The organism is Streptomyces sp. NPDC059832 (assembly GCF_042731715.1).
Classification (GTDB): Bacteria; Actinomycetota; Actinomycetes; order Streptomycetales; family Streptomycetaceae; genus Streptomyces.
The window spans coordinates 408,759-427,081 of record NZ_JBHWIY010000002.1 but is presented as its reverse complement, the minus strand read 5'-3'; the positions used below and the strand labels follow the sequence as shown (position 1 = coordinate 427,081).

At 71.1% G+C, this 18,323-nt stretch carries 13 protein-coding genes; all 13 read left to right on the top strand.

Annotation, left to right across the window (positions count from 1 at the left end):
* Positions 1 to 352: 352 nt before the first annotated feature.
* Positions 353 to 1,417, top strand: a complete 1,065-nt coding sequence (locus tag ACFV8T_RS04295; protein ID WP_385324356.1) for a mechanosensitive ion channel family protein — start codon at positions 353 to 355, stop codon at positions 1,415 to 1,417.
* A 219-nt stretch (positions 1,418 to 1,636) separates the two neighbouring features.
* On the top strand, positions 1,637 to 2,860 hold the full coding sequence (locus ACFV8T_RS04290) for an ROK family transcriptional regulator (RefSeq protein WP_385324355.1): 1,224 nt from the start codon (positions 1,637 to 1,639) through the stop codon (positions 2,858 to 2,860).
* Between the two features lie 62 nt (positions 2,861 to 2,922).
* The gene (locus ACFV8T_RS04285) at positions 2,923 to 4,260 is read left to right on the top strand and encodes an ABC transporter substrate-binding protein (RefSeq protein WP_385324352.1); all 1,338 of its coding nucleotides are present in this window, start codon (positions 2,923 to 2,925) and stop codon (positions 4,258 to 4,260) included.
* 7 nt (positions 4,261 to 4,267) lie between these two features.
* Positions 4,268 to 5,209, top strand: a complete 942-nt coding sequence (locus tag ACFV8T_RS04280; protein WP_385324350.1) for a carbohydrate ABC transporter permease — start codon at positions 4,268 to 4,270, stop codon at positions 5,207 to 5,209.
* 1 nt (position 5,210) lies between these two features.
* Positions 5,211 to 6,113 (top strand): carbohydrate ABC transporter permease, encoded by a 903-nt coding sequence (locus ACFV8T_RS04275; RefSeq protein ID WP_329838480.1) that lies wholly within the window; start codon positions 5,211 to 5,213, stop codon positions 6,111 to 6,113.
* 3 nt (positions 6,114 to 6,116) lie between these two features.
* Entirely contained in the window at positions 6,117 to 7,382 is a 1,266-nt protein-coding gene (locus tag ACFV8T_RS04270) for a 6-phospho-beta-glucosidase (RefSeq protein WP_385324347.1), read from the top strand.
* Positions 7,373 to 8,347 carry an N-acetylglucosamine kinase gene (locus tag ACFV8T_RS04265; protein WP_385324344.1) on the top strand — a complete coding sequence of 325 codons (975 nt, stop codon included), beginning with the start codon at positions 7,373 to 7,375 and terminating at the stop codon, positions 8,345 to 8,347. Before ACFV8T_RS04270 ends, ACFV8T_RS04265 begins: the two co-directional genes overlap by 10 nt.
* Before the next feature lie 314 nt (positions 8,348 to 8,661).
* The gene (locus ACFV8T_RS04260; protein ID WP_385324342.1) at positions 8,662 to 10,056 is read left to right on the top strand and encodes a hypothetical protein; all 1,395 of its coding nucleotides are present in this window, start codon (positions 8,662 to 8,664) and stop codon (positions 10,054 to 10,056) included.
* 11 nt (positions 10,057 to 10,067) lie between these two features.
* Positions 10,068 to 11,111: a glutamate ABC transporter substrate-binding protein gene (locus ACFV8T_RS04255; protein ID WP_385324340.1), complete on the top strand. Its 1,044-nt coding sequence runs from the start codon at positions 10,068 to 10,070 to the stop codon at positions 11,109 to 11,111.
* A gap of 104 nt (positions 11,112 to 11,215) precedes the next feature.
* Positions 11,216 to 12,541 carry a hypothetical protein gene (locus tag ACFV8T_RS04250; RefSeq protein WP_385324338.1) on the top strand — a complete coding sequence of 442 codons (1,326 nt, stop codon included), beginning with the start codon at positions 11,216 to 11,218 and terminating at the stop codon, positions 12,539 to 12,541.
* Positions 12,542 to 12,602: 61 nt separating this feature from the next.
* Positions 12,603 to 15,410 carry a tetratricopeptide repeat protein gene (locus ACFV8T_RS04245; protein WP_385324335.1) on the top strand — a complete coding sequence of 936 codons (2,808 nt, stop codon included), beginning with the start codon at positions 12,603 to 12,605 and terminating at the stop codon, positions 15,408 to 15,410.
* 2 nt (positions 15,411 to 15,412) lie between these two features.
* The gene (locus ACFV8T_RS04240; protein ID WP_385324333.1) at positions 15,413 to 16,804 is read left to right on the top strand and encodes a protein phosphatase 2C domain-containing protein; all 1,392 of its coding nucleotides are present in this window, start codon (positions 15,413 to 15,415) and stop codon (positions 16,802 to 16,804) included.
* A gap of 122 nt (positions 16,805 to 16,926) precedes the next feature.
* Positions 16,927 to 18,285 (top strand): VWA domain-containing protein, encoded by a 1,359-nt coding sequence (locus ACFV8T_RS04235; RefSeq protein ID WP_385324330.1) that lies wholly within the window; start codon positions 16,927 to 16,929, stop codon positions 18,283 to 18,285.
* The last annotated feature ends 38 nt before the right edge of the window (positions 18,286 to 18,323 follow it).

Here is an 18,323-nt window from a genome sequence, read left to right as displayed (position 1 = left end):
TGTACGCCGGCGGCGCGTGGCTCGCGCCGGGACGATCCGATCTCAGTCTCTACTCCTGCCTGGTGGAAGCGCCACCACGTACGGGTAACGGGCCGGGAGGATTTTTGCCCCGGTCCCCCGCCGCTCGCGCCGCGGCCACAGGCGGAACGGGCGCTTCGGTCCCGCTGTCGCGGCGGCCCTTGGCCGGTGTGCGATCGGCCACAGAAGGCCGCTGCCGGCCCCTCCCCGCTCCTGCTCCCCACCTCCGGCATCCCCCCGTGAGACGCGTCTCTCCCCTCGGTCGCGACAACGGAGTACTCCCGATGCCCCGTTAGTGTGGTCGGGCCGCCGTCGCTTATCTGGAGGTCCCACCGTGTCCCTGTCCGCCCTGTTGGCCGCAGCCCCGTCACCCGAGCCCGGCAGCTCGTTGGACGAAGCCGCCAAGCAGGCCGGCGACGCCGCGGGCTGGGTGGAGGAGAACTGGTCCACCTGGCTGAACACCGGTCTGCGCATCATCCTCATCGCGGCCATCGCGATCGTGTTGCGGATCGCGATCCGGCGTGCTCTCACCAAGCTCATAGAACGGATGAACCGCAGCGCCCAGGCGGTGGAGGGCACCGCGCTCGGCGGGCTGCTGGTCAACGCGGAACGCCGCCGTCAGCGCTCGGAGGCGATCGGTTCGGTACTCCGCTCGGTCGCGTCGTTCCTGATCCTCGGCACGGCCGCCCTGATGATCCTGGGCGCGTTCCAGATCAACCTGGCCCCGCTGCTGGCGTCCGCCGGTGTGGCCGGTGTGGCGCTCGGTTTCGGTGCGCGCAACCTGGTCACCGACTTCCTCTCCGGTGTCTTCATGATCCTGGAGGACCAGTACGGCGTGGGCGACACCATCGACGCGGGCGTCGCCTCCGGCGAGGTCATCGAGGTCGGCCTGCGGGTCACGAAGCTGCGCGGCGACCACGGCGAGATCTGGTACGTCCGCAACGGCGAGGTGAAGCGGATCGGCAACCTCAGCCAGGGCTGGTCGACGGCCGGCGTCGATGTGACGGTGCGTCCCACGGAGGACCTCGACAAGGTACGTACGGTCATCACCGAGGCCGCCGCGGCGATGGCCAAGGAGGACCCCTGGAACGAGCGCCTGTGGGGGCCGGTGGAGGTCCTGGGCCTGGACGCCGTGCTCCTGGACTCGATGACGGTCCGGCTGAGCGCGAAGACGATGCCGGGCAAGGCGCTGGGCGTGGAGCGCGAGCTGCGCTGGCGGGTCAAGCGGGCCTTCGACGAGGCGGGCATCCGCATCGTCGGCGGTGTCCCGGCCCAGGCGGACGAGCCCTCCGCGGCCGACCCGGCGGCCGGCATGGCCGCCCCCTCGGCCTACGCCTCCGCCACGTCCCCCCAGTCCCTGGCCACGGCCCCGATCGCCCCGCCGAACATCTCGAAGTAGTACGCGCCGCGCGAGCGGCCGGCGGGCCGATGGGACCTCAACTCGGTTCGCCGACGACCCGGTTGGGCATGCGTCACCATGGACCCGGACATTCCGGAAGTGTTCCAGGTAACGCTTTGGTTGCCACCGCGGCGCTTCCCATTGACGGCCAGGTGACGCGCGCATACCGTCCTGTCACCGAATAGGAAACTTTCCTAACAGAGGGCAGGTGCAGCACTCATGGCCGGAACCACACCGGGTACCCCCCGCGTTCTGCGGGCCATGAACGACCGGGCCGCCCTCGATCTGCTGCTGGAGCACGGTCCCCTCTCGCGGACCAGGATCGGGAAGCTGACCGGGCTCTCCAAGCCCACCGCTTCGCAGTTGCTGGCACGGCTGGAGGCGGCCGGACTGGTCGTCGCGACCGGGACCGTGGCCGGGCGGCCGGGGCCCAACGCGCAGCTGTACGGGGTGAACGCGCGGGCCGCCCATGTCGCGGGACTGGATGTGAACGCCCGCCGGATCGTCGCCGCCGTCGCCGATGTGACCGGCGAGACGGTCGGACGGTTCGAGCTGCGCACCCCCGGGCGGCGCGCCGACGGCGTGGTGCGGCAGGTGGCGGACGCGCTGGACGGGGCGGTGAAGGACGCCGGGCTCACCCGTTCCGATGTGCACCGGGTCGTCATCGGCACCCCGGGCGCCTTCGACCCCGGTACCGGGCGGCTGCGGTACGCCTCGCACCTGCCGGGCTGGCACTCCCCCACCCTGCTGGAGGAGCTGGCCGCCTTCCTGCCGATGCCGGTGGAGTACGAGAACGACGTGAACCTGGTCGCGGTGGCCGAGCAGCGGCTGGGCGCGGCGCGCGGGCACGAGGACTTCGTCCTGCTGTGGAACGAGGAGGGGCTCGGTGCCGCCCTCGTCATCAACGGACGGCTGCACCGCGGCTTCACCGGCGGCGCGGGCGAGGTCGGCTTCCTGCCGGTGCCGGGTACCCCGCTGGTCCGTCAGGTCACCAAGGTGAACGCGGGCGGCTTCCAGGAGCTGGCGGGTGCGCAGGTGCTGTCCCGGCTGGGCCGGGAGCTCGGCATCGACGACGAGCTGATCCGCGCCCCCGGTACCCACCACGAGGTCGCCGCCCGGCTGCTCGCCCGCGCCGCCGAGGCCGCGGAGGCGGGCGAGGACGGCCCGTACCCCCGGCTGCTCGATCTGTTCGCCACCGGCCTCGCGACCGGTCTCGCCTCCATGATCGCCGTGCTCGACCCGGAAGTCGTCGTGCTGTCCGGCGAGGTGATCGCGGCCGGCGGGGAGCCGCTGCGCTGCCGGGTGGCGTCCGAGCTCACCGAGCTGGCGGCCTCACGTCCCCGGCTGATCGCCGGGGACGTGAAGCACCGCCCCGTACTGCGCGGCGCGCTGGAGAGCGCCCTCGCCACCACCCGCGACGAAGTCTTCGACACGTCCCGCTGACCCCTTCTCGGCCCGCCCTCTTCCTCCGCACCTCCGCCCCCATCCTTCACCGGGAGACCGCCATGTCCGGAAACCGCCGGAAGACGGCCGCCGCGTTCGCCGCGACCGCCGCCATATCTCTGCTCGCCTCGGCCTGTACGGGCCAGAGCAACTCCGGTGCCAGTGATGACCCGTCCAAGGAGACGACCATCAACTTCTGGCACGGCTGGAACTCCCCGAACGAGGTCAAGGGAATCCAGGCGACGGTCGACGCCTTCGAGAAGGCGCACCCCAACATCCATGTGAAGGTCATCGGCAACATGACCGACGACAAGATCAACCAGGCGCTGCGGGCGGGCGGCTCGAAGGCCCCGGACGTCATCTCGTCGTTCACCACGAACAACGTCGGCAAGTTCTGCTCGTCGAAGGCGTTCGTCGATCTCAACCCCTTCCTGAAGAAGGACGGGATCGACCCGGACAAGACCTTCCCCAAGGCGATGAACGAGTACACCCAGTTCGACGGGGTGCGCTGCACCGTGCCGCTGCTCGGTGACGCGTACGGCCTCTACTACAACAAGGACGCCTTCGAGAAGGCCGGGATCACGAGGCCGCCGAGGACCTGGTCGGAGCTGGCCGAGGACGCCAAGAAGCTGACGAAGACCAAGGGCGACTCGTACGAGCGGCTCGGTTTCATGCCGAACTACCACGGCTACGAGACGACGACCGAGCACTACCTCGGCGCCTGGGACCCGAAGTACTTCGACGCGGACGGCAAGTCGAACATCGCCAAGGACCCGTCGTTCGCCGCCATGCTCACGACCCAGAAGAAGCTGGTCGACGACCTGGGCGGCTACGAGAAGCTGGAGAAGTACCGCACGTCCTTCGGTGACGAGTGGGGTGCAAAGCACCCGTTCCACACGGGCCAGGTGGCGATGCAGCTGGACGGCGAGTGGCGGCTCGGGATGGCCGAGGAGACCAAGCCGAAGTTCGAGATCGGCGTCGCCCCGATGCCCGTCGCCGACGACCAGGCCGACACCTGGGGCAAGGGCTATCTGACCGGCACCATCGCCGGGATCGCCGCCACCTCGAAGAAGCAGAACGCGTCCTGGGAGCTGGTGAAGTTCATGACGACCGACACCGACGCCGTCGTGAATTTCGCCAATGCCATTCACAATGTGCCGTCCACCCTGGCAGCGCTGAAGTCCCCGAAGCTGAAGTACGACCCGCGCTTCAAGACGTTCCTGGACATCGCCGCGAACCCGAAGAGCACCACCACCCCGCCCTCGGTGAACGGCGGCGCGTACCTGGTGTCCCTGCAGAACCTCGGATTCGACATCGAGAAGGGCAGGCAGAAGGACGTCAAGGCGGGCCTGGAGAAGACCGCCAAGGAAATCGACGCGGCAATCGCGCAGGCGAAGTAGAAGCGCGATGACCACCTACACACTCCGTTCGAAGCGCCGCCGGTCGGCGCTGCGGACCGCGGCCTTCATGTCGCCGTGGCTGATCGGGTTCTGCGTCTTCTTCGCCTATCCGCTGATCTCCACCGTCTACTTCTCCTTCACCGACTACGACGGGTTCTCCGCCCCCGAGTTCAGCGGGCTGAAGAACTGGTCCTTCGTCTTCAACGACTACCCGCTGTTCTGGCCGGCGCTGCGCAACACGCTCTGGCTGGTCGTGGTCATGGTCACCTGCCGGGTGGTGTTCGGCCTCGGTGTCGGGCTGCTGATCACCCGGATCAAGACGGGCGCCGGGGTCTTCCGCACCCTGTTCTACCTGCCGTACCTGGCCCCGCCGGTCGCGGCGACCCTCGGCTTCGTCTTCCTGCTCAACCCCGGGACCGGGCCGGTCAATTCGATCCTCGGCGAGCTGGGGCTCCCCACGCCCGGCTGGTTCACCGACGCCGCCTGGTCCAAGCCGGCCCTGACCGCGCTCGCGGTGTGGGGGGTGGGCGACCTGATGGTGATCTTCATGGCCGCCCTGCTGGACGTACCGAAGGAACAGTACGAGGCGGCGGAGCTGGACGGGGCGACCTCGTTCCAGCGGTTCCGCTTCGTCACCCTGCCGAACATCTCGCCGATCATCATGTTCGCGGTGGTCACCGGGATCATCCAGACGATGCAGTACTACACCCAGCCATTCGTGGCCGGGAAGGTCGCCTCGGGTGTGATGGGCGGCTCCGGGCAGCAGTTCGAACCGGGCTATCCCGACAAGTCGACACTGACGCTTCCGCAGGTCGTCTACAACCTCGGTTTCCAGCGCTTCGACTACGGCTCCGCCTGCGTGGTCGCGCTCGTTCTCTTCGTACTCGCCATGGCGTTCACCGCACTGCTGATGCGACGCCGCAGCGGACTGATCCAGGCAGGTGAGTGACGTGGCGCAGGTACTCGACGCCGTCAAGGAAGCCGACCCCGCGACCGGCCCGGTCACCCCGGCCGAACGCAGGGCGCGCCGCAAGTCGCTGCTGAACTGGATCGCCGTGCACTCGCTCGGGGTCGCCGCCGCGCTCTTCTTCGTGCTGCCGTTCGTCTTCCTGGTGCTCACCTCGCTGATGAACGGCCAGCAGGCGCTGACCCGCGATCTGTGGCCGCACCCCTTCGAGTGGAGCAACTACCAGCGGGTGTTCGACACCGACGGCTTTCTGACCTGGTGGAAGAACACCCTGCTGTACGCGGGGCTCGGCACCGTCCTCACGGTCGTCTCCTCACTGCCCGTGGCGTACGCGCTCGCCAAGTTCCGCTTCCGCGGCCGGCATCTGTCGCTGATGCTCGTCATCTCGATGATGATGCTGCCGCCGCAGGTCGTCGTCATCCCGATGTACCTGTTCTGGGCGAAGCAGCTGGACCTGTCCGGCACGCTCTGGCCGCTGATCATCCCGATGGCCTTCGGCGACGCGTTCTCCATCTTCCTGCTGCGGCAGTTCCTGCTGACCATCCCGAACGAGTACCTCGACGCGGCGAAGGTCGACGGCTGCGGCGAGCTGCGCACCCTGCTCAAGGTCGTCGTGCCGATGGCCAAGCCGGGCATCGCCGCCGTGGCCCTCTTCCAGTTCTTCTACGCCTGGAACGACTACTTCGGACCGCAGATCTACGCCTCGGAGAACCCGGCCGCCTGGACACTCAGTTACGGCCTGGAGTCCTTCAAGAGCGCACACCACACCGACTGGAACCTGACCATGGCCGCGACCGTACTGGTCATGGCCCCCGTGATCCTCGTCTTCTTCTTCGCCCAGAAGGCATTCGTCGAGGGCGTCACACTGACCGGAGTAAAGGGCTGACCTATGAAGCTCGCAGTAGTTGGTGGCGGGTCCACCTACACACCTGAACTGATCGACGGTTTCGCCCGGCTGCGGGACACGCTGCCCATCGAGGAGCTGGTGCTCGTCGACCCGGCGGCCGACCGTCTGGAACTCGTCGGCGGCCTCGCCCGGCGGATCTTCGCCAAGCAGGGCCACCCGGGGCGGATCGTCACCACCTCGGACCTCGACGCGGGCGTCGCCGACGCCGACGCCGTCCTGCTCCAGCTGCGCGTCGGCGGCCAGGCCGCCCGCAACCAGGACGAGACCTGGCCGCTGGAGTGCGGCTGCGTCGGCCAGGAGACCACCGGCGCCGGCGGCCTCGCCAAGGCGATGCGCACCGTGCCGGTCGTCCTGGACATCGCCGAGCGGGTCCGCCGCACCAACCCCGATGCCTGGATCATCGACTTCACCAACCCGGTGGGCATCGTCACCCGGGCGCTGCTCCAGGCCGGGCACAAGGCCGTCGGCCTGTGCAACGTGGCGATCGGCTTCCAGCGGAAGTTCGCCCGGCTGCTCGACGTCACCCCGGCCGAGGTCCACCTCGACCATGTCGGGCTCAACCACCTGACCTGGGAGCTCGGGGTGCGCCTCGGCGGCCCCGAGGGCGAGAACGTCCTGCCGAAGCTGCTCGCCGAGCACGGCGACACGATCGCGGACGATCTCCGCATGCCCCGGGCGATCGTCGACCGGCTGGGCGTCGTTCCCTCGTACTACCTGCGCTACTTCTACGCGCACGACGCGGTCGTGCGGGAACTCGGCACCAAGCCGTCCCGCGCGGCCGAGGTCGCCGCGATGGAGAAGGAACTCCTCGCCATGTACGGCGATCCGGCGCTGGACGAGAAGCCCGCGCTGCTCGCCAAGCGCGGCGGCGCCTTCTACTCGGAGGCGGCCGTGGACCTGGCGTCCTCGCTGCTGGGCTCGGGCGGCTCCCCGGTGCAGGTGGTCAACACCTACAACAGGGGAACGCTGCCGTTCCTGCCGGACGACGCGGTGATCGAGGTGCAGGCCCGGGTCGACGGCACGGGCGCCACGCCGCTCGCCGTTCCCGGGCTGGACCCGCTGTACGCCGGTCTGATCGCCAACGTGACGGCGTACGAGGACCTCGCCCTGGAGGCCGCGCTGCGCGGTGGCAGGGACCGGGTGTTCAAGGCGCTGCTCGCGCACCCGTTGATCGGCCAGTTCGAGTACGCCGAGGCGCTCACCGACAAGCTGATCGCGCACAACCGGGAGCACCTGGCGTGGGCGTGAACGCTTTGGTCCTCGCGATCGACGCGGGGAACAGCAAGACCGACGTGGCGCTGATCGGTGCGGACGGGACGGTGCTGTCGACGGCCCGGGGCGGTGGTTTCCAGCCGCCGGTCGTCGGCGTGGAGGCGGCGCTGGACGTCCTGGCCCCGTTGCTCGCACAGGCCCTGGCCGGCTCCGAGCGGCCCGTCGACGGCGTGGAGCACGTGTCGGCGTGCCTGGCCAACGTCGATCTCCCGGTGGAGGAGACCCAGTTGACCGAGGCCCTGGTCCGCAGGGAGTGGGGCCGCACGGTCGAGGTGCGCAACGACACCTTCGCGATACTGCGCGCGGGGGTGGACGAGCCGCGCGGTGTGGCCGTGGTCTGCGGTGCGGGGATCAACTGTGTCGGCATGCTGCCGGACGGGCGGACCGCGCGGTTCCCCGCCATAGGCCGGATGTCCGGTGACTGGGGCGGCGGCGCCGGGCTGGCCGAGGAGGCCATGTGGTTCGCCTCGCGGGCGGAGGACGGCCGTGGTGAACCGACCGAACTGGCCCGCACCCTGCCCGCGCACTTCGGGCTCGGCTCGATGTACGCGCTGATCGAGGCGCTGCATCTGGGCCGGATCGAGTTCGAGCGCCGGCACGAGCTGGCTCCGGTGCTCTTCGCGACCGCGGCGGCCGGGGACCCGGTGGCGGGCGCGCTGGTGGACCGGCTGGCGGAGGAGGTCGTCGCGATGGCGTCGGTCGCGCTGGGCAGGCTGGACCTGCTGGGCGAGGAGGCGCCGGTGGTGCTGGGCGGCAGCGTGCTGGCGGCCCGCCACCCGCAGGTGGACGCGAAGATCACCGAACTCCTCGCGGTACGCGCCCCGAAGGCGGTGCTGCGGGTGGTGGTGGAGCCGCCGGTGCTGGGAGCCGCGCTGCTCGGCCTGGATCACACGGGCGCGCCCGCCGCGGTCCACGAGAGGCTGCGCGCACAGTACAGCTGACAGGTCGTTCCCGGCCAAGGGGCGTTCCACGGTGTTCTCACGCCGCGGGACGCCCCTTGCGCACGGGAACCGTTCAGTTGTCCCGGACGTGTTCATGAGTGGGGAGATCGGCCCGCACCGGGTACTGGTCCGTCGATCGGCTTGATCGGCGGCGCAGGCCTTGATCGAATGCGTGTGATCGCATCCATGGGCCGATGCACGATCCAGACGTTCCTGGTGTGGATGTCGGTCCCTGCGGCCATACTTCATGGCCGGGCACCAGTCCCCGATCGGCCGGGGGTCGGGCCACCGTCAGTGACCGAGGGGGAGGTCGAGTGACATACCCGCCGAATGTGCGCACGGCGCCGGAACACGAGCGGGCACAGCCGCCCGTGCCCGCGACCGTACCCGCTCCGCCGCAGCGCGGTGCGCTGTCCGTGACGGCCGACAAGGTGCGGGCCGCGGCCACCACCGAGCCGGGCAGGCTCCAGATCATCGGGGCCGTGCTGGCCCTGCTCGTCGTGGCGTTCGGGGCCGTGACGGCCTTCGAGATCGCCGACCGGGCGTCCGCCGCCGACGACGTGGTGGGCCGCAGCCAGCCGCTGAGCGCCGACGCGGCAGCCGTCTACCGCTCGCTGGCGGACGCCGACACCACCGCGGCGAGCGGCTTCCTTGCCGGGGCGCAGGAGCCGGCCGATGTCCACGCCCAGTACGAGAAGGACATCAAGGAGGCGTCCCGCCTCCTGGTGAGGGCCGCCGCCAACACGGACGCGTCGACGAAGTCCGGGCAGGAGATCACCACGCTCAACGTGGAACTCCCCCGCTACACGGGCCTGATCGAGCGGGCCCGCGCCAACAACCGGCAGGGTCTGCCGCTGGGCGGGGCCTATCTCCGGTACGCCAACCAGAAGATGAGCAATGTGCTGCTGCCGGCCGCCGAGCGGCTGTACGCGGCGGAGACCGGCCGGCTCGGCGAGGACAGCGATTCGGCCAGGACCTGGCCGTTCTTCTCGTTCGGGCTCGGTGTCGTGACGCTGGCCGCGCTGTTCTGGGCGCAGCGGCGCAACTACCGCAGGACGAACCGGGTGTTCAGCCACGGGCTGCTCGTCGCGACCGCGGCGTCCACCGTGGTGCTGCTGTGGCTGGCCGTGGGGCACACGGTGGCGCGGTCCGAGCTGCGTGCCGCCGATGTGAACGGGCAGCAGTCCCTCGATGTGCTCAACCACGCGCGGATCGACTCGCTGAAGGCGCGCGCCAATGAGAACCTCACGCTGGTCGCCCGTGGCGCGGTGCTCACCGCGGACGGCAAGCACGACAAGTACGAGACCGACTACAACACGGGCATGAAGGCCCTCGGTGAAGAGCTGCGGAGAGCCGGGCAGCTCGCCGGTGACGACGACGGGGGGAGCGGACCGGTGGCGAAGGCCGTCGATGCCGTCTCCGAGTGGCAGGGCCGTCACCGGACCGCCCGCACGGCCGACGACAGCGGCGACTACGAGGGCGCGCGGACGCAGATCATCGGGGCGAAGGACTCCACGGGCGAGTCCTTCGAACGGGTGGACAAGGCCCTGGAGCAGGCGCTCGCCCATGAGCAGGACGAGTTCACCCGGGCTGCGGAGGACGGGCGCGGGGCGCTGTGGGGTCTGCCGGCCGGGGCCGCGGCGCTGGCCGCGCTGGGGGCCGTGGCCGCGATCATGGGGGTCAACCGCAGGCTCTCGGAGTACCGGTGAGAGGGGTAGCGATGACCAGGAAGCGCGCGGGCGCGTGGTCCGCCCGGGTGAGGCTGCGCGGCTGGGGCGGGGTGACGGCCATGGCCGCGGCCTGCGCGGTGACGGCCTCGCTCACCCTGCTGCCGCTCTCCCACGGCGGCGCCGAGGCGTTCCGCGGGGACGTCGCGGGCCAGGGTGCCGCACAGGCGGTCCAGACCAGGGCCGACGAGTGCACGGACCCGGAGGCGAGCCTTCCACCGCGGTCCGACAGCGGTCCGAGCATCGAGAAGATCAAGGCGCGCGGAAAGCTGATCGCGGGCATCGACCAGAACAGCTTCAGCTGGGGCTACCGCAACCCGGAGAGCGGCAGGATCGAAGGCTTCGACATCGATCTGGTGCGGGCCATCGCCGAGAACATCCTGAACGATCGGAACGCGGTGATCTTCCGGGCGATCCCCACCAACAAGCGGGCCGAGCTCCTGGCGAACGGCACGGTCGACGTCGTCGTGCGCACGATGACGATCAACTGCAAGCAGCTGCAGAAGGTCTCGTTCTCCACCGCCTACTTCCAGGCCGGGCAGCAGGTCCTCGCGCCGAAGGAATCGACGATCACCGGGTACGACAAGTCCCTGGCCGGCAAGCGGGTGTGCACCGCCAACGGCTCGACCGCCTACGACGCGTTGAAGAAGCAGTCGTTCGGGGCGGTCTTCGAGGACCCGCACGACGGCACCGACAAGGACGAGAACCAGCTCACCGTCCCCAACCAGCTGGACTGCCTGGTGCGGCTGCAACTGGGCGAGGTCGACGCCGTGGTCACGGACAACGCGCTGGCGGCCGGCCAGGCCGCCCAGGACCCGGCGGTCGAGCTCAAGGGCGACAAGCCGTTCACCACCGAGTACTACGGCGTCGCGACGAAACGCGACGCGGACGATCTGGTGGCCCGGGTCAACCAGGTACTGGTCGACTACCGCAGGGGCGGCAAGGACAGCCGCTGGATGCAGTCGTACCGGGACTGGCTGCAGGACGGTCTGCCGGGGATAGCGGGGCCGCCGGCCCCCAAGTACCGGAGCAACTGACGCCGGGCCGGCCGGGTTGACGCGACGGAGCGGACCCGGCCGGAGAGACAGTGGCACTGATCCTGCCGGGACCCGTCCCGGCAGGAGGAGCGGAGAGGTGATCGATGGGCGTCGCGGGCCCCTTTCCCGGCCATGCGGCCGGGCCCCCCGTCCCGGTCATGGACCGGGACGAGGCGGACCGTGCGCTGGCCCGGCTCGGCGCGGAGCACGAGGCGATCGAGACCTCGCTCCTCGCCCTCCAGGACCACGCGGGCCGCCGGCTCCTGGAGGGCGCCGATCTGACCGGTGTCACCAAGGAACGCTGGGCCTCGACCGATCAGGCCATCACGCTGCTGTGGGGGTATTTCGACGCCTACGCGGGGGCGCTCGCCCAGGCGCGTGCGGTGCGGGCCCGCCGCCGCTATCCCAACCGGGACGATCTGGTGGCTCTCACCGAGCTGCTGCGCGGCCAGGGCGTCACCGTGGCACACGCCGCGGCGCGCCCCGATCCGTCGATCGCCGGTCCGGCCAGGCTCTCCGAGCGGTTCACGCTGGAGGAGCTGGTCGCCCGGATGAACGAGCTGTACGCCCGCTCGCTGGACATGGTCGTCGCCTCCGACTCCGTATGGTCCGCGCTGCCGGCCCGGATAGATCTGCTCGCCGCCGAACTGCACCGCACCCGTTCGCTGGCGCATTCCGTGGGGGTGCGGCCCGGTGAGCACCCGGCGGGCGACGACCTGGAGGCGATCACCCACGAACTGGCCACGCTCCGGGTGCAGGTGATCTCCGATCCGCTGGCGTTCTGGCTGCCGGGACCGGGCAGTTCGGCGCCCGGCGGCGGCCGCCCCGACACGGCGCGCTACGACCGGGCGGCCCGCGCCCTGGACGATGTGCGCCGCGAGATCGAGGCGGTGCTCGCGGTCCGGCAGGACGCCGAGCAGCGCCTGGTCCAGCTGCGCGACGTGCTCTCCCGCGCGGACCGCACCCTGACCGAGGCCCGGTCGGCGCGCGGCGAGGTGCTGGCGAAGATCGCGGCCTCCGAGGTGCCCGCGGTCAGCGGCCCGGCAACCGTGCTCCAGGAGCGGCTGGCCGCCGCTTCGGAGTACCGCAGGCATGCCCAGTGGCACCGGCTGTCCCCGCTCCTGGAGACGCTGGAGCGGGAGGCCGAGGAGGAATTGCTGCGGGCCCGCGAGTCGTTGACCGCGGTCACGGCCCCGCTGGCGGTACGGGCGGAGCTGCGCGGCAGGCTCGACGCGTACAAGGCGAAGGTCGCCCGGCACGGTCTGGCCGAGGACCCGCTGCTGATCGAGCGGTACGACGCGGCGCGCCGGATGCTGTGGAGCGCGCCGTGCGATCTGCGGGTCGCCGGACAGGCGGTGCTGCGCTACCAGGAGGCGGCGGCCGAACTGCTGTCCCAGCGCCGGGCACCGGGGCCGGAGGACCGGCGATGATCACAGGTGTGCGCAAGGTGGAAGGGCCGCTGCGGCGGCGGGGCGATCAGGGGGACCGACCATGAGTACGCAGTGCCAGCGCCCCGCGTGCGAGGGCAGTTACGAGGACATGGGCGGCGGTGAGCTGTACTGCGACACCTGCGGTCTGGCTCCGGTCGTGTCGCCAGTGGGGCCTCCCCTGTTCGAGCACAGCCGAGAACTTGGGGATGGGCTGGTGAGCTCGCCGCCGACCGGGATCGCGGGCGGCGGCGCGAACAGCCGGGGCAGCAGGGGCAGTAGGGGCAGCAACAGCAGTTCGCGGTCCTCGTCCCGGGCGTCCTCGCGTGCCTCGTCCCGTTCGTCGACCTCCCGGCGTTCGGTGTCGGGGCGGCTCTCGCGTTCGCTGTCCGGCTCCGCCACCTCCCCCTCGGTCTCGGTGCGTTCCTCCGGTTCGTCCTCGGGCGCCTCCGCCCGGGGCAGGCTGGGTGTGGGCCTGGTGCAGGTGCCGGACGTACCGCGTCCCGACCCGCGCTCGGCGGTGATGGAGAACCCGGAGGTGCCGGAGCGCAAGCGTTTCTGTTCGCGTTCCGACTGCGGGGCCCCGGTCGGCCGGTCCCGCGGTGAACGGGTGGGCCGCACGGAGGGGTTCTGCACCAAGTGCGGTCACCCCTACTCGTTCGTGCCCAAGCTCCACGGGGGCGACATCGTGCACGGCCAGTACGAGGTCGCGGGCTGTCTGGCGCACGGCGGGCTCGGCTGGGTCTATCTCGCGGTCGACCGCGCGGTCTCCGACCGCTGGGTGGTCCTCAAGGGCCTGCTCGACACCGGTGACCAGGACGCCATGGCGGCCGCCATATCCGAGCGCCGCTTCCTCGCCGAGATCGAGCACTCCAACATCGTCCGGATCTACAACTTCGTCGAGCATCTCGACCAGCGCACCGGCTCGCTCGACGGCTACATCGTGATGGAGTACGTCGGCGGCAAGGCGCTCAAGGACATCGCCAACGAGCGCCGCACCGCCACCGGGAAGCGCGATCCGCTGCCGGTCGAGCAGGCCTGCGCGTACGGCATCGAGGCGCTGGAGGCGCTCGGCCATCTGCACAGCCGCAACCTGCTGTACTGCGACTTCAAGGTCGACAACGCGATCCAGACCGAGGACCAGCTGAAGCTGATCGACATGGGCGCCGTCCGCAGGATGGACGACGACGAGTCGGCCATCTACGGCACGGTGGGGTATCAGGCGCCGGAGGTCGCGGAGGTCGGCCCGTCGGTCGCCTCCGATCTGTACACGGTCGCGCGGACGCTCGCGGTGCTCACCTTCGACTTCCAGGGCTACACCAACGTCTTCGTCGACTCGCTGCCGGACCCGGACAACATCGAGGTGTTCCGGACCTACGAGTCGTTCTACCGGCTGCTGGTGCGGGCCACCGACCCGGATCCGGCGCGGCGGTTCGCCTCGGCGGCGGAGATGGCGGAGCAGCTGACGGGTGTGCTGCGCGAGGTGGTGTCGCTGCAGACGGGACGGCCGCGCCCGGCGCTGTCGACGCTGTTCGGCACGGAAGTACGGGTCACGGACACGCAGTTGTTCCCCGAGCTGACGGACGATGTGTCACGGCTGGGGGCCCGCGCAGCCGCTCCGGCTCCGTCCGGCCGGTCCGGGCGGCGGCGCGGCGCGGCGGGGGGCTCCGCCCCGGCCATGACGCCGGTGACGGCCGCCGCGCCTGCGTCGGGCGCGCTGCCCGCTCCCGGGTACACCGCGCCGGGGGCCGGTCCACTGACCGCGCCGCCCACCCACGTCCGGGCCGGCGGCGCGCCGGGCCGGAGCGGCGAGGTCCTCGCGTACGGGCAGACGCAGGCCGCGATCCCGGCCCCCCGGGTCCCGGCCGGTACCCCCGGTGCGCCGTCGGGACCTCCCTTCCCGGCGGGCCCCCGGCTGGTCGGGCTGGACGCGCGGTCCACCTCGCTCGCGCTGCCCGTGCCCCGGGTCGACGCGAGCGACCCCAACGCGGGATTCCTCGCCGGGCTGATGACCACCGCCCCGTCCGAGCTGATCACCGCGCTGGGCGCCGTGCCGGCGGCCTCGCTGGAGACCCGGCTGCGTGAGCTGCGGGCCCGCCTGGAGATGAACGAACTGGGCGCCGCGGGCCAGACCCTGACGGCGCTGGAAGGCCAGTACCCGGACGACTGGCGGGTCGTCTGGTACCGCGGCATCACCTCGCTGGTGACCGGTGACAACGAGAACGCGGCGCTCTCCTTCGACGCGGTGTACGACGCGTTCCCCGGCGAGCCGGCGCCCAAGCTGGCGCTGGGGATCTGCGCGGAGGTCCTGGGCCAGCTGGACAACGCCGCCGAGTACTACCGGCTGGTGTGGACGACCGACCCGAGCTTCGTCAGCGCCGCCTTCGGGCTGGCCCGCGTGCAGATGGCGGCCGGGGACCGGGCCGGGGCCGTCGGTGCGCTGGAGTCGGTGCCGGAGGCGTCGATCCACTACACCGCGGCACGGGTCGCCGCGGTACGTGCCCGGCTGCGCGAGCGGGCCCCGGACGAGCCGCTGATCGCCGATCTGATGGCCGCCTCGGCCCAGGTCTCGGGGCTGGCCGGTTTCGGGCTGGACGCGGTGCGCCGGGAGCAGTTGTCGACCGAGGTGCTGGGTACGGCGCTCGACTGGGTACTCTCCGGTAGCCCCACGGCCCGGCCCCCGGCCCAGTCGCCCGCGCCTGCCGGGACGACCGGGCCGGGAACACTGCTCGGCAGTGAGCTGGACGAGCGGGGCCTGCGCTTCGGGCTAGAGCGTTCGTACCGGATGCTCGCCAGGCTTGCGGAGCCAGGCGATGAGAGGATCGAACTGGTGGAGCGGGCCAACCGTTTCCGCCCCCGGACGTGGGTGTGAAAATGTCGCAGAAGCCTCAGGAGACGGCCCTGTCGAAGTGCCCCGGCTGCGAGGAGCCGCTGGAGCCGGGGGACCTGTTCTGCGGTGCGTGCGGGTACGACCTGTCGGCCGTGCCCCCCGCTCCGCAGGACCACCCGACGATCGCCATGGCCGCACCGGCGGAGAATGGTGCGGCGGGCCGCGCTGCGGAGGTCCGCTTCGACCGGCGGGCCGAATCTGCCGGACCGGCTGGATCGGACGGACTGGCTGGACCGGACGGACCGGACGGATCGGCTGAATCGGATGGATCGGACGGGCCGACCGAATCGGCCGGACCGGGCGACTCGGGCGACTTCGAGCTGGCCGCGCCCGCGCCGGCCGGTACGCCGTCCGCCGGTACGCCGTCCGCCGATGTCCCGGCGCCCGCGCCCGACCCCCGTACCTCCGCCGCGGAACCGGTTGCGGCCACGCCGTCGGCCGGCACCCGACTGTGTGTGGCCTGCCGGGCCGGCAGTGTCGACGTCGACGGCTACTGCGAGAACTGCGGTCACGCCCAGCCGCGCGAGCGCGACCACATGGAGCAGGAGCTCGGTTCGGTGGCCGCCGTCAGCGACCGGGGGCTGCGCCATCACCGCAACGAGGACTCGTTCGCGGTGTCGACCACCGCCCTGCCCGACGGTTCGCCGGCCGTCGTCGCGATCGTCTGCGACGGCGTCTCCTCGGCCAGCCGCCCCGACGAGGCGTCGGCGGCCGCCGCGAGCGCCGCCAACGAGGCGCTTCTTGAGTCGCTGCCGCGCGGCACCCATCCGCAGCAGGCGATGCACGAGGCGATCCTCGTGGCCGCCGAGGCGGTCAACGCGCTGGCGCAGGAGCCCGGCCGGGCCATGGAGCACGACCGGCACCGCCACCAGAACGCCCCGGCGTGCACCCTGGTCGGCTCGATCATGGCGGGCGACCTGCTGGTCGTCGGCTGGGTCGGCGACAGCCGCGTCTACTGGGTGCCCGACGACCGCGCCAACCCGCCCGCCCGGCTGACCGAGGACGACTCCTGGGCCGCGCAGATGGTGGCGGCGGGCCTGATGAACGAGGCCGAGGCGTACGCGGACGAGCGCGCCCACGCCATCACGGGATGGCTCGGCGCCGACGCGTACGAGCTCGAACCGCACACCGCGTCCTTCAAACCGGACCGGTCCGGTCTCGTGGTCGTCTGCACGGACGGCCTGTGGAACTACGCGGAGTCGGCGGCCGAGATGGCCGCGGCGGTGCCGGCCGACGCACATCAACGGCCGCTGCACGGCGCCCAGGTGCTGGTGGGTCACGCGCTCGACGGTGGGGGCCACGACAACGTAACAGTGGCCCTGCTGCCGTTCGCCGTGGAGCCTCAAGGGGCAGGATCGGCCTGCGGTACCACGTGAGTCCCGTTCCGTAACGCTTGGTTCCAGTTCCGACCGCTCAGCCCGTCACCGCCGCCTTCGCCCGTTTTTCTTCGCTCACAGCTGTCTTCATCCGACACCTGGAGTCCCAAGGAGCCGACCAGATGGCCAACTTCTCCAAGTCGAACGTGCCGCAGTTCTCCGTCGAGGTGTACCAGAACGAGTACCTGCCGGAAGGCGGTCGCGAGGTCAACGCGATCGTCACGGTCACCTCGACCGGGGGCGGCACCACCGGCGGCGTCCCGCTGTCCGGTGCGGCCGTGCCGCCCCCGCGCGTTCCCGGACAGGCGCCGGGCGCCGCCGTGGTGATCATGGTCGACTGCTCGGGCTCGATGGACTATCCGCCGACGAAGATGCGCAATGCCCGCGACGCGACGGCCGCGGCCATCGACACCCTGCGCGACGGCACCTCGTTCGCCGTCGTCGACGGTACGCATGTCGCCAGGGAGGTCTACCCCGGCAACGGCAGGCTCGCCGTCGCCGACTCGCGGACCAAGGCCCAGGCGAAGGGGGCCCTGCGCGCGCTCAGCGCCGGTGGCGGTACGGCGATCGGCACCTGGCTGCGGCTGGCCGACCGGCTGCTCGGCGCGGCCGATGTGAACATCCGGCACGGCATCCTGCTCACCGACGGCCGCAACGAGCACGAGGCGCCGGAGGACCTGCGGGCCGCGCTCGAATCCTGCGCGGGCCGCTTCACCTGTGACGCCCGCGGTGTCGGCACCGACTGGGAGGTGAAAGAGGTCACAGCCATCGCCTCCGCGCTGCTCGGCACGGCCGACATCGTCGCCGACCCCTCGGGGCTGGCCACCGACTTCACGCAGATGATGGAGAACGCGATGGGCAAGGAGGTCGCGGATGTCGCGCTGCGGCTCTGGACGCCCGTCGGGGTCGAGATCAAGTTTGTGAAACAGGTCGCACCGACGGTCGTCGACCTGACCGGCCGGCGCACCGAGGCGGGCCCCCGCGCCGGGGACTACCCCACGGGCTCCTGGGGCGACGAGTCCCGCGACTACCACGTGTGCGTGCAGGTGCCGCAGGCCGGGATCGGGCAGGAGATGCTGGCGTCCCGGGTCTCGCTGGTCCTCCCCGACCCCGCGGGCGGGGCTCCGCAGACGCTTTCGCAGGGCCTGGTCCGGGCCGTGTGGACCGAGGACATGGTGGCGTCCACCTCGATCAATCCGCAGGTCGCGCACTACACCGGCCAGGCGGAACTGGCACAAGTCATCCAGCAGGGGCTCGATGCCCGCAAGTCGGGAGACTTCGACGGCGCGACCGCGAAACTGGGCCGCGCGGTGCAGCTGGCGTCGGCGTCCGGGAACGAGGACACTGCGAAACTGCTTTCGAAGGTGGTGGACGTCGTGGACGCGGCGACCGGTACTGTGCGACTGAAGGCCAAGGTCGCGGACGCCGACGAGATGACGCTCGAAACGCGCTCGACCAAGACCGTTCGCGTCAAGAAGTGAACACAGAGCCGTACAGCGAGTAACCACAGAGCCACACA

Bases quoted from the DNA above. Each gene is read 5' to 3' on its own strand.
- ACFV8T_RS04290 (WP_385324355.1), top strand. From the start codon at position 1,637: ATGGCCGGAACCACACCGGGTACCCCCCGCGTTCTGCGGGCCATGAAC.
- ACFV8T_RS04285 (WP_385324352.1), top strand. From the start codon at position 2,923: ATGTCCGGAAACCGCCGGAAGACGGCCGCCGCGTTCGCCGCGACCGCC.
- ACFV8T_RS04280 (WP_385324350.1), top strand. From the start codon at position 4,268: ATGACCACCTACACACTCCGTTCGAAGCGCCGCCGGTCGGCGCTGCGG.
- ACFV8T_RS04270 (WP_385324347.1), top strand. From the start codon at position 6,117: ATGAAGCTCGCAGTAGTTGGTGGCGGGTCCACCTACACACCTGAACTG.
- ACFV8T_RS04255 (WP_385324340.1), top strand. From the start codon at position 10,068: ATGACCAGGAAGCGCGCGGGCGCGTGGTCCGCCCGGGTGAGGCTGCGC.
- ACFV8T_RS04250 (WP_385324338.1), top strand. From the start codon at position 11,216: ATGGGCGTCGCGGGCCCCTTTCCCGGCCATGCGGCCGGGCCCCCCGTC.
- ACFV8T_RS04245 (WP_385324335.1), top strand. From the start codon at position 12,603: ATGAGTACGCAGTGCCAGCGCCCCGCGTGCGAGGGCAGTTACGAGGAC.
- ACFV8T_RS04240 (WP_385324333.1), top strand. From the start codon at position 15,413: ATGTCGCAGAAGCCTCAGGAGACGGCCCTGTCGAAGTGCCCCGGCTGC.
- ACFV8T_RS04235 (WP_385324330.1), top strand. From the start codon at position 16,927: ATGGCCAACTTCTCCAAGTCGAACGTGCCGCAGTTCTCCGTCGAGGTG.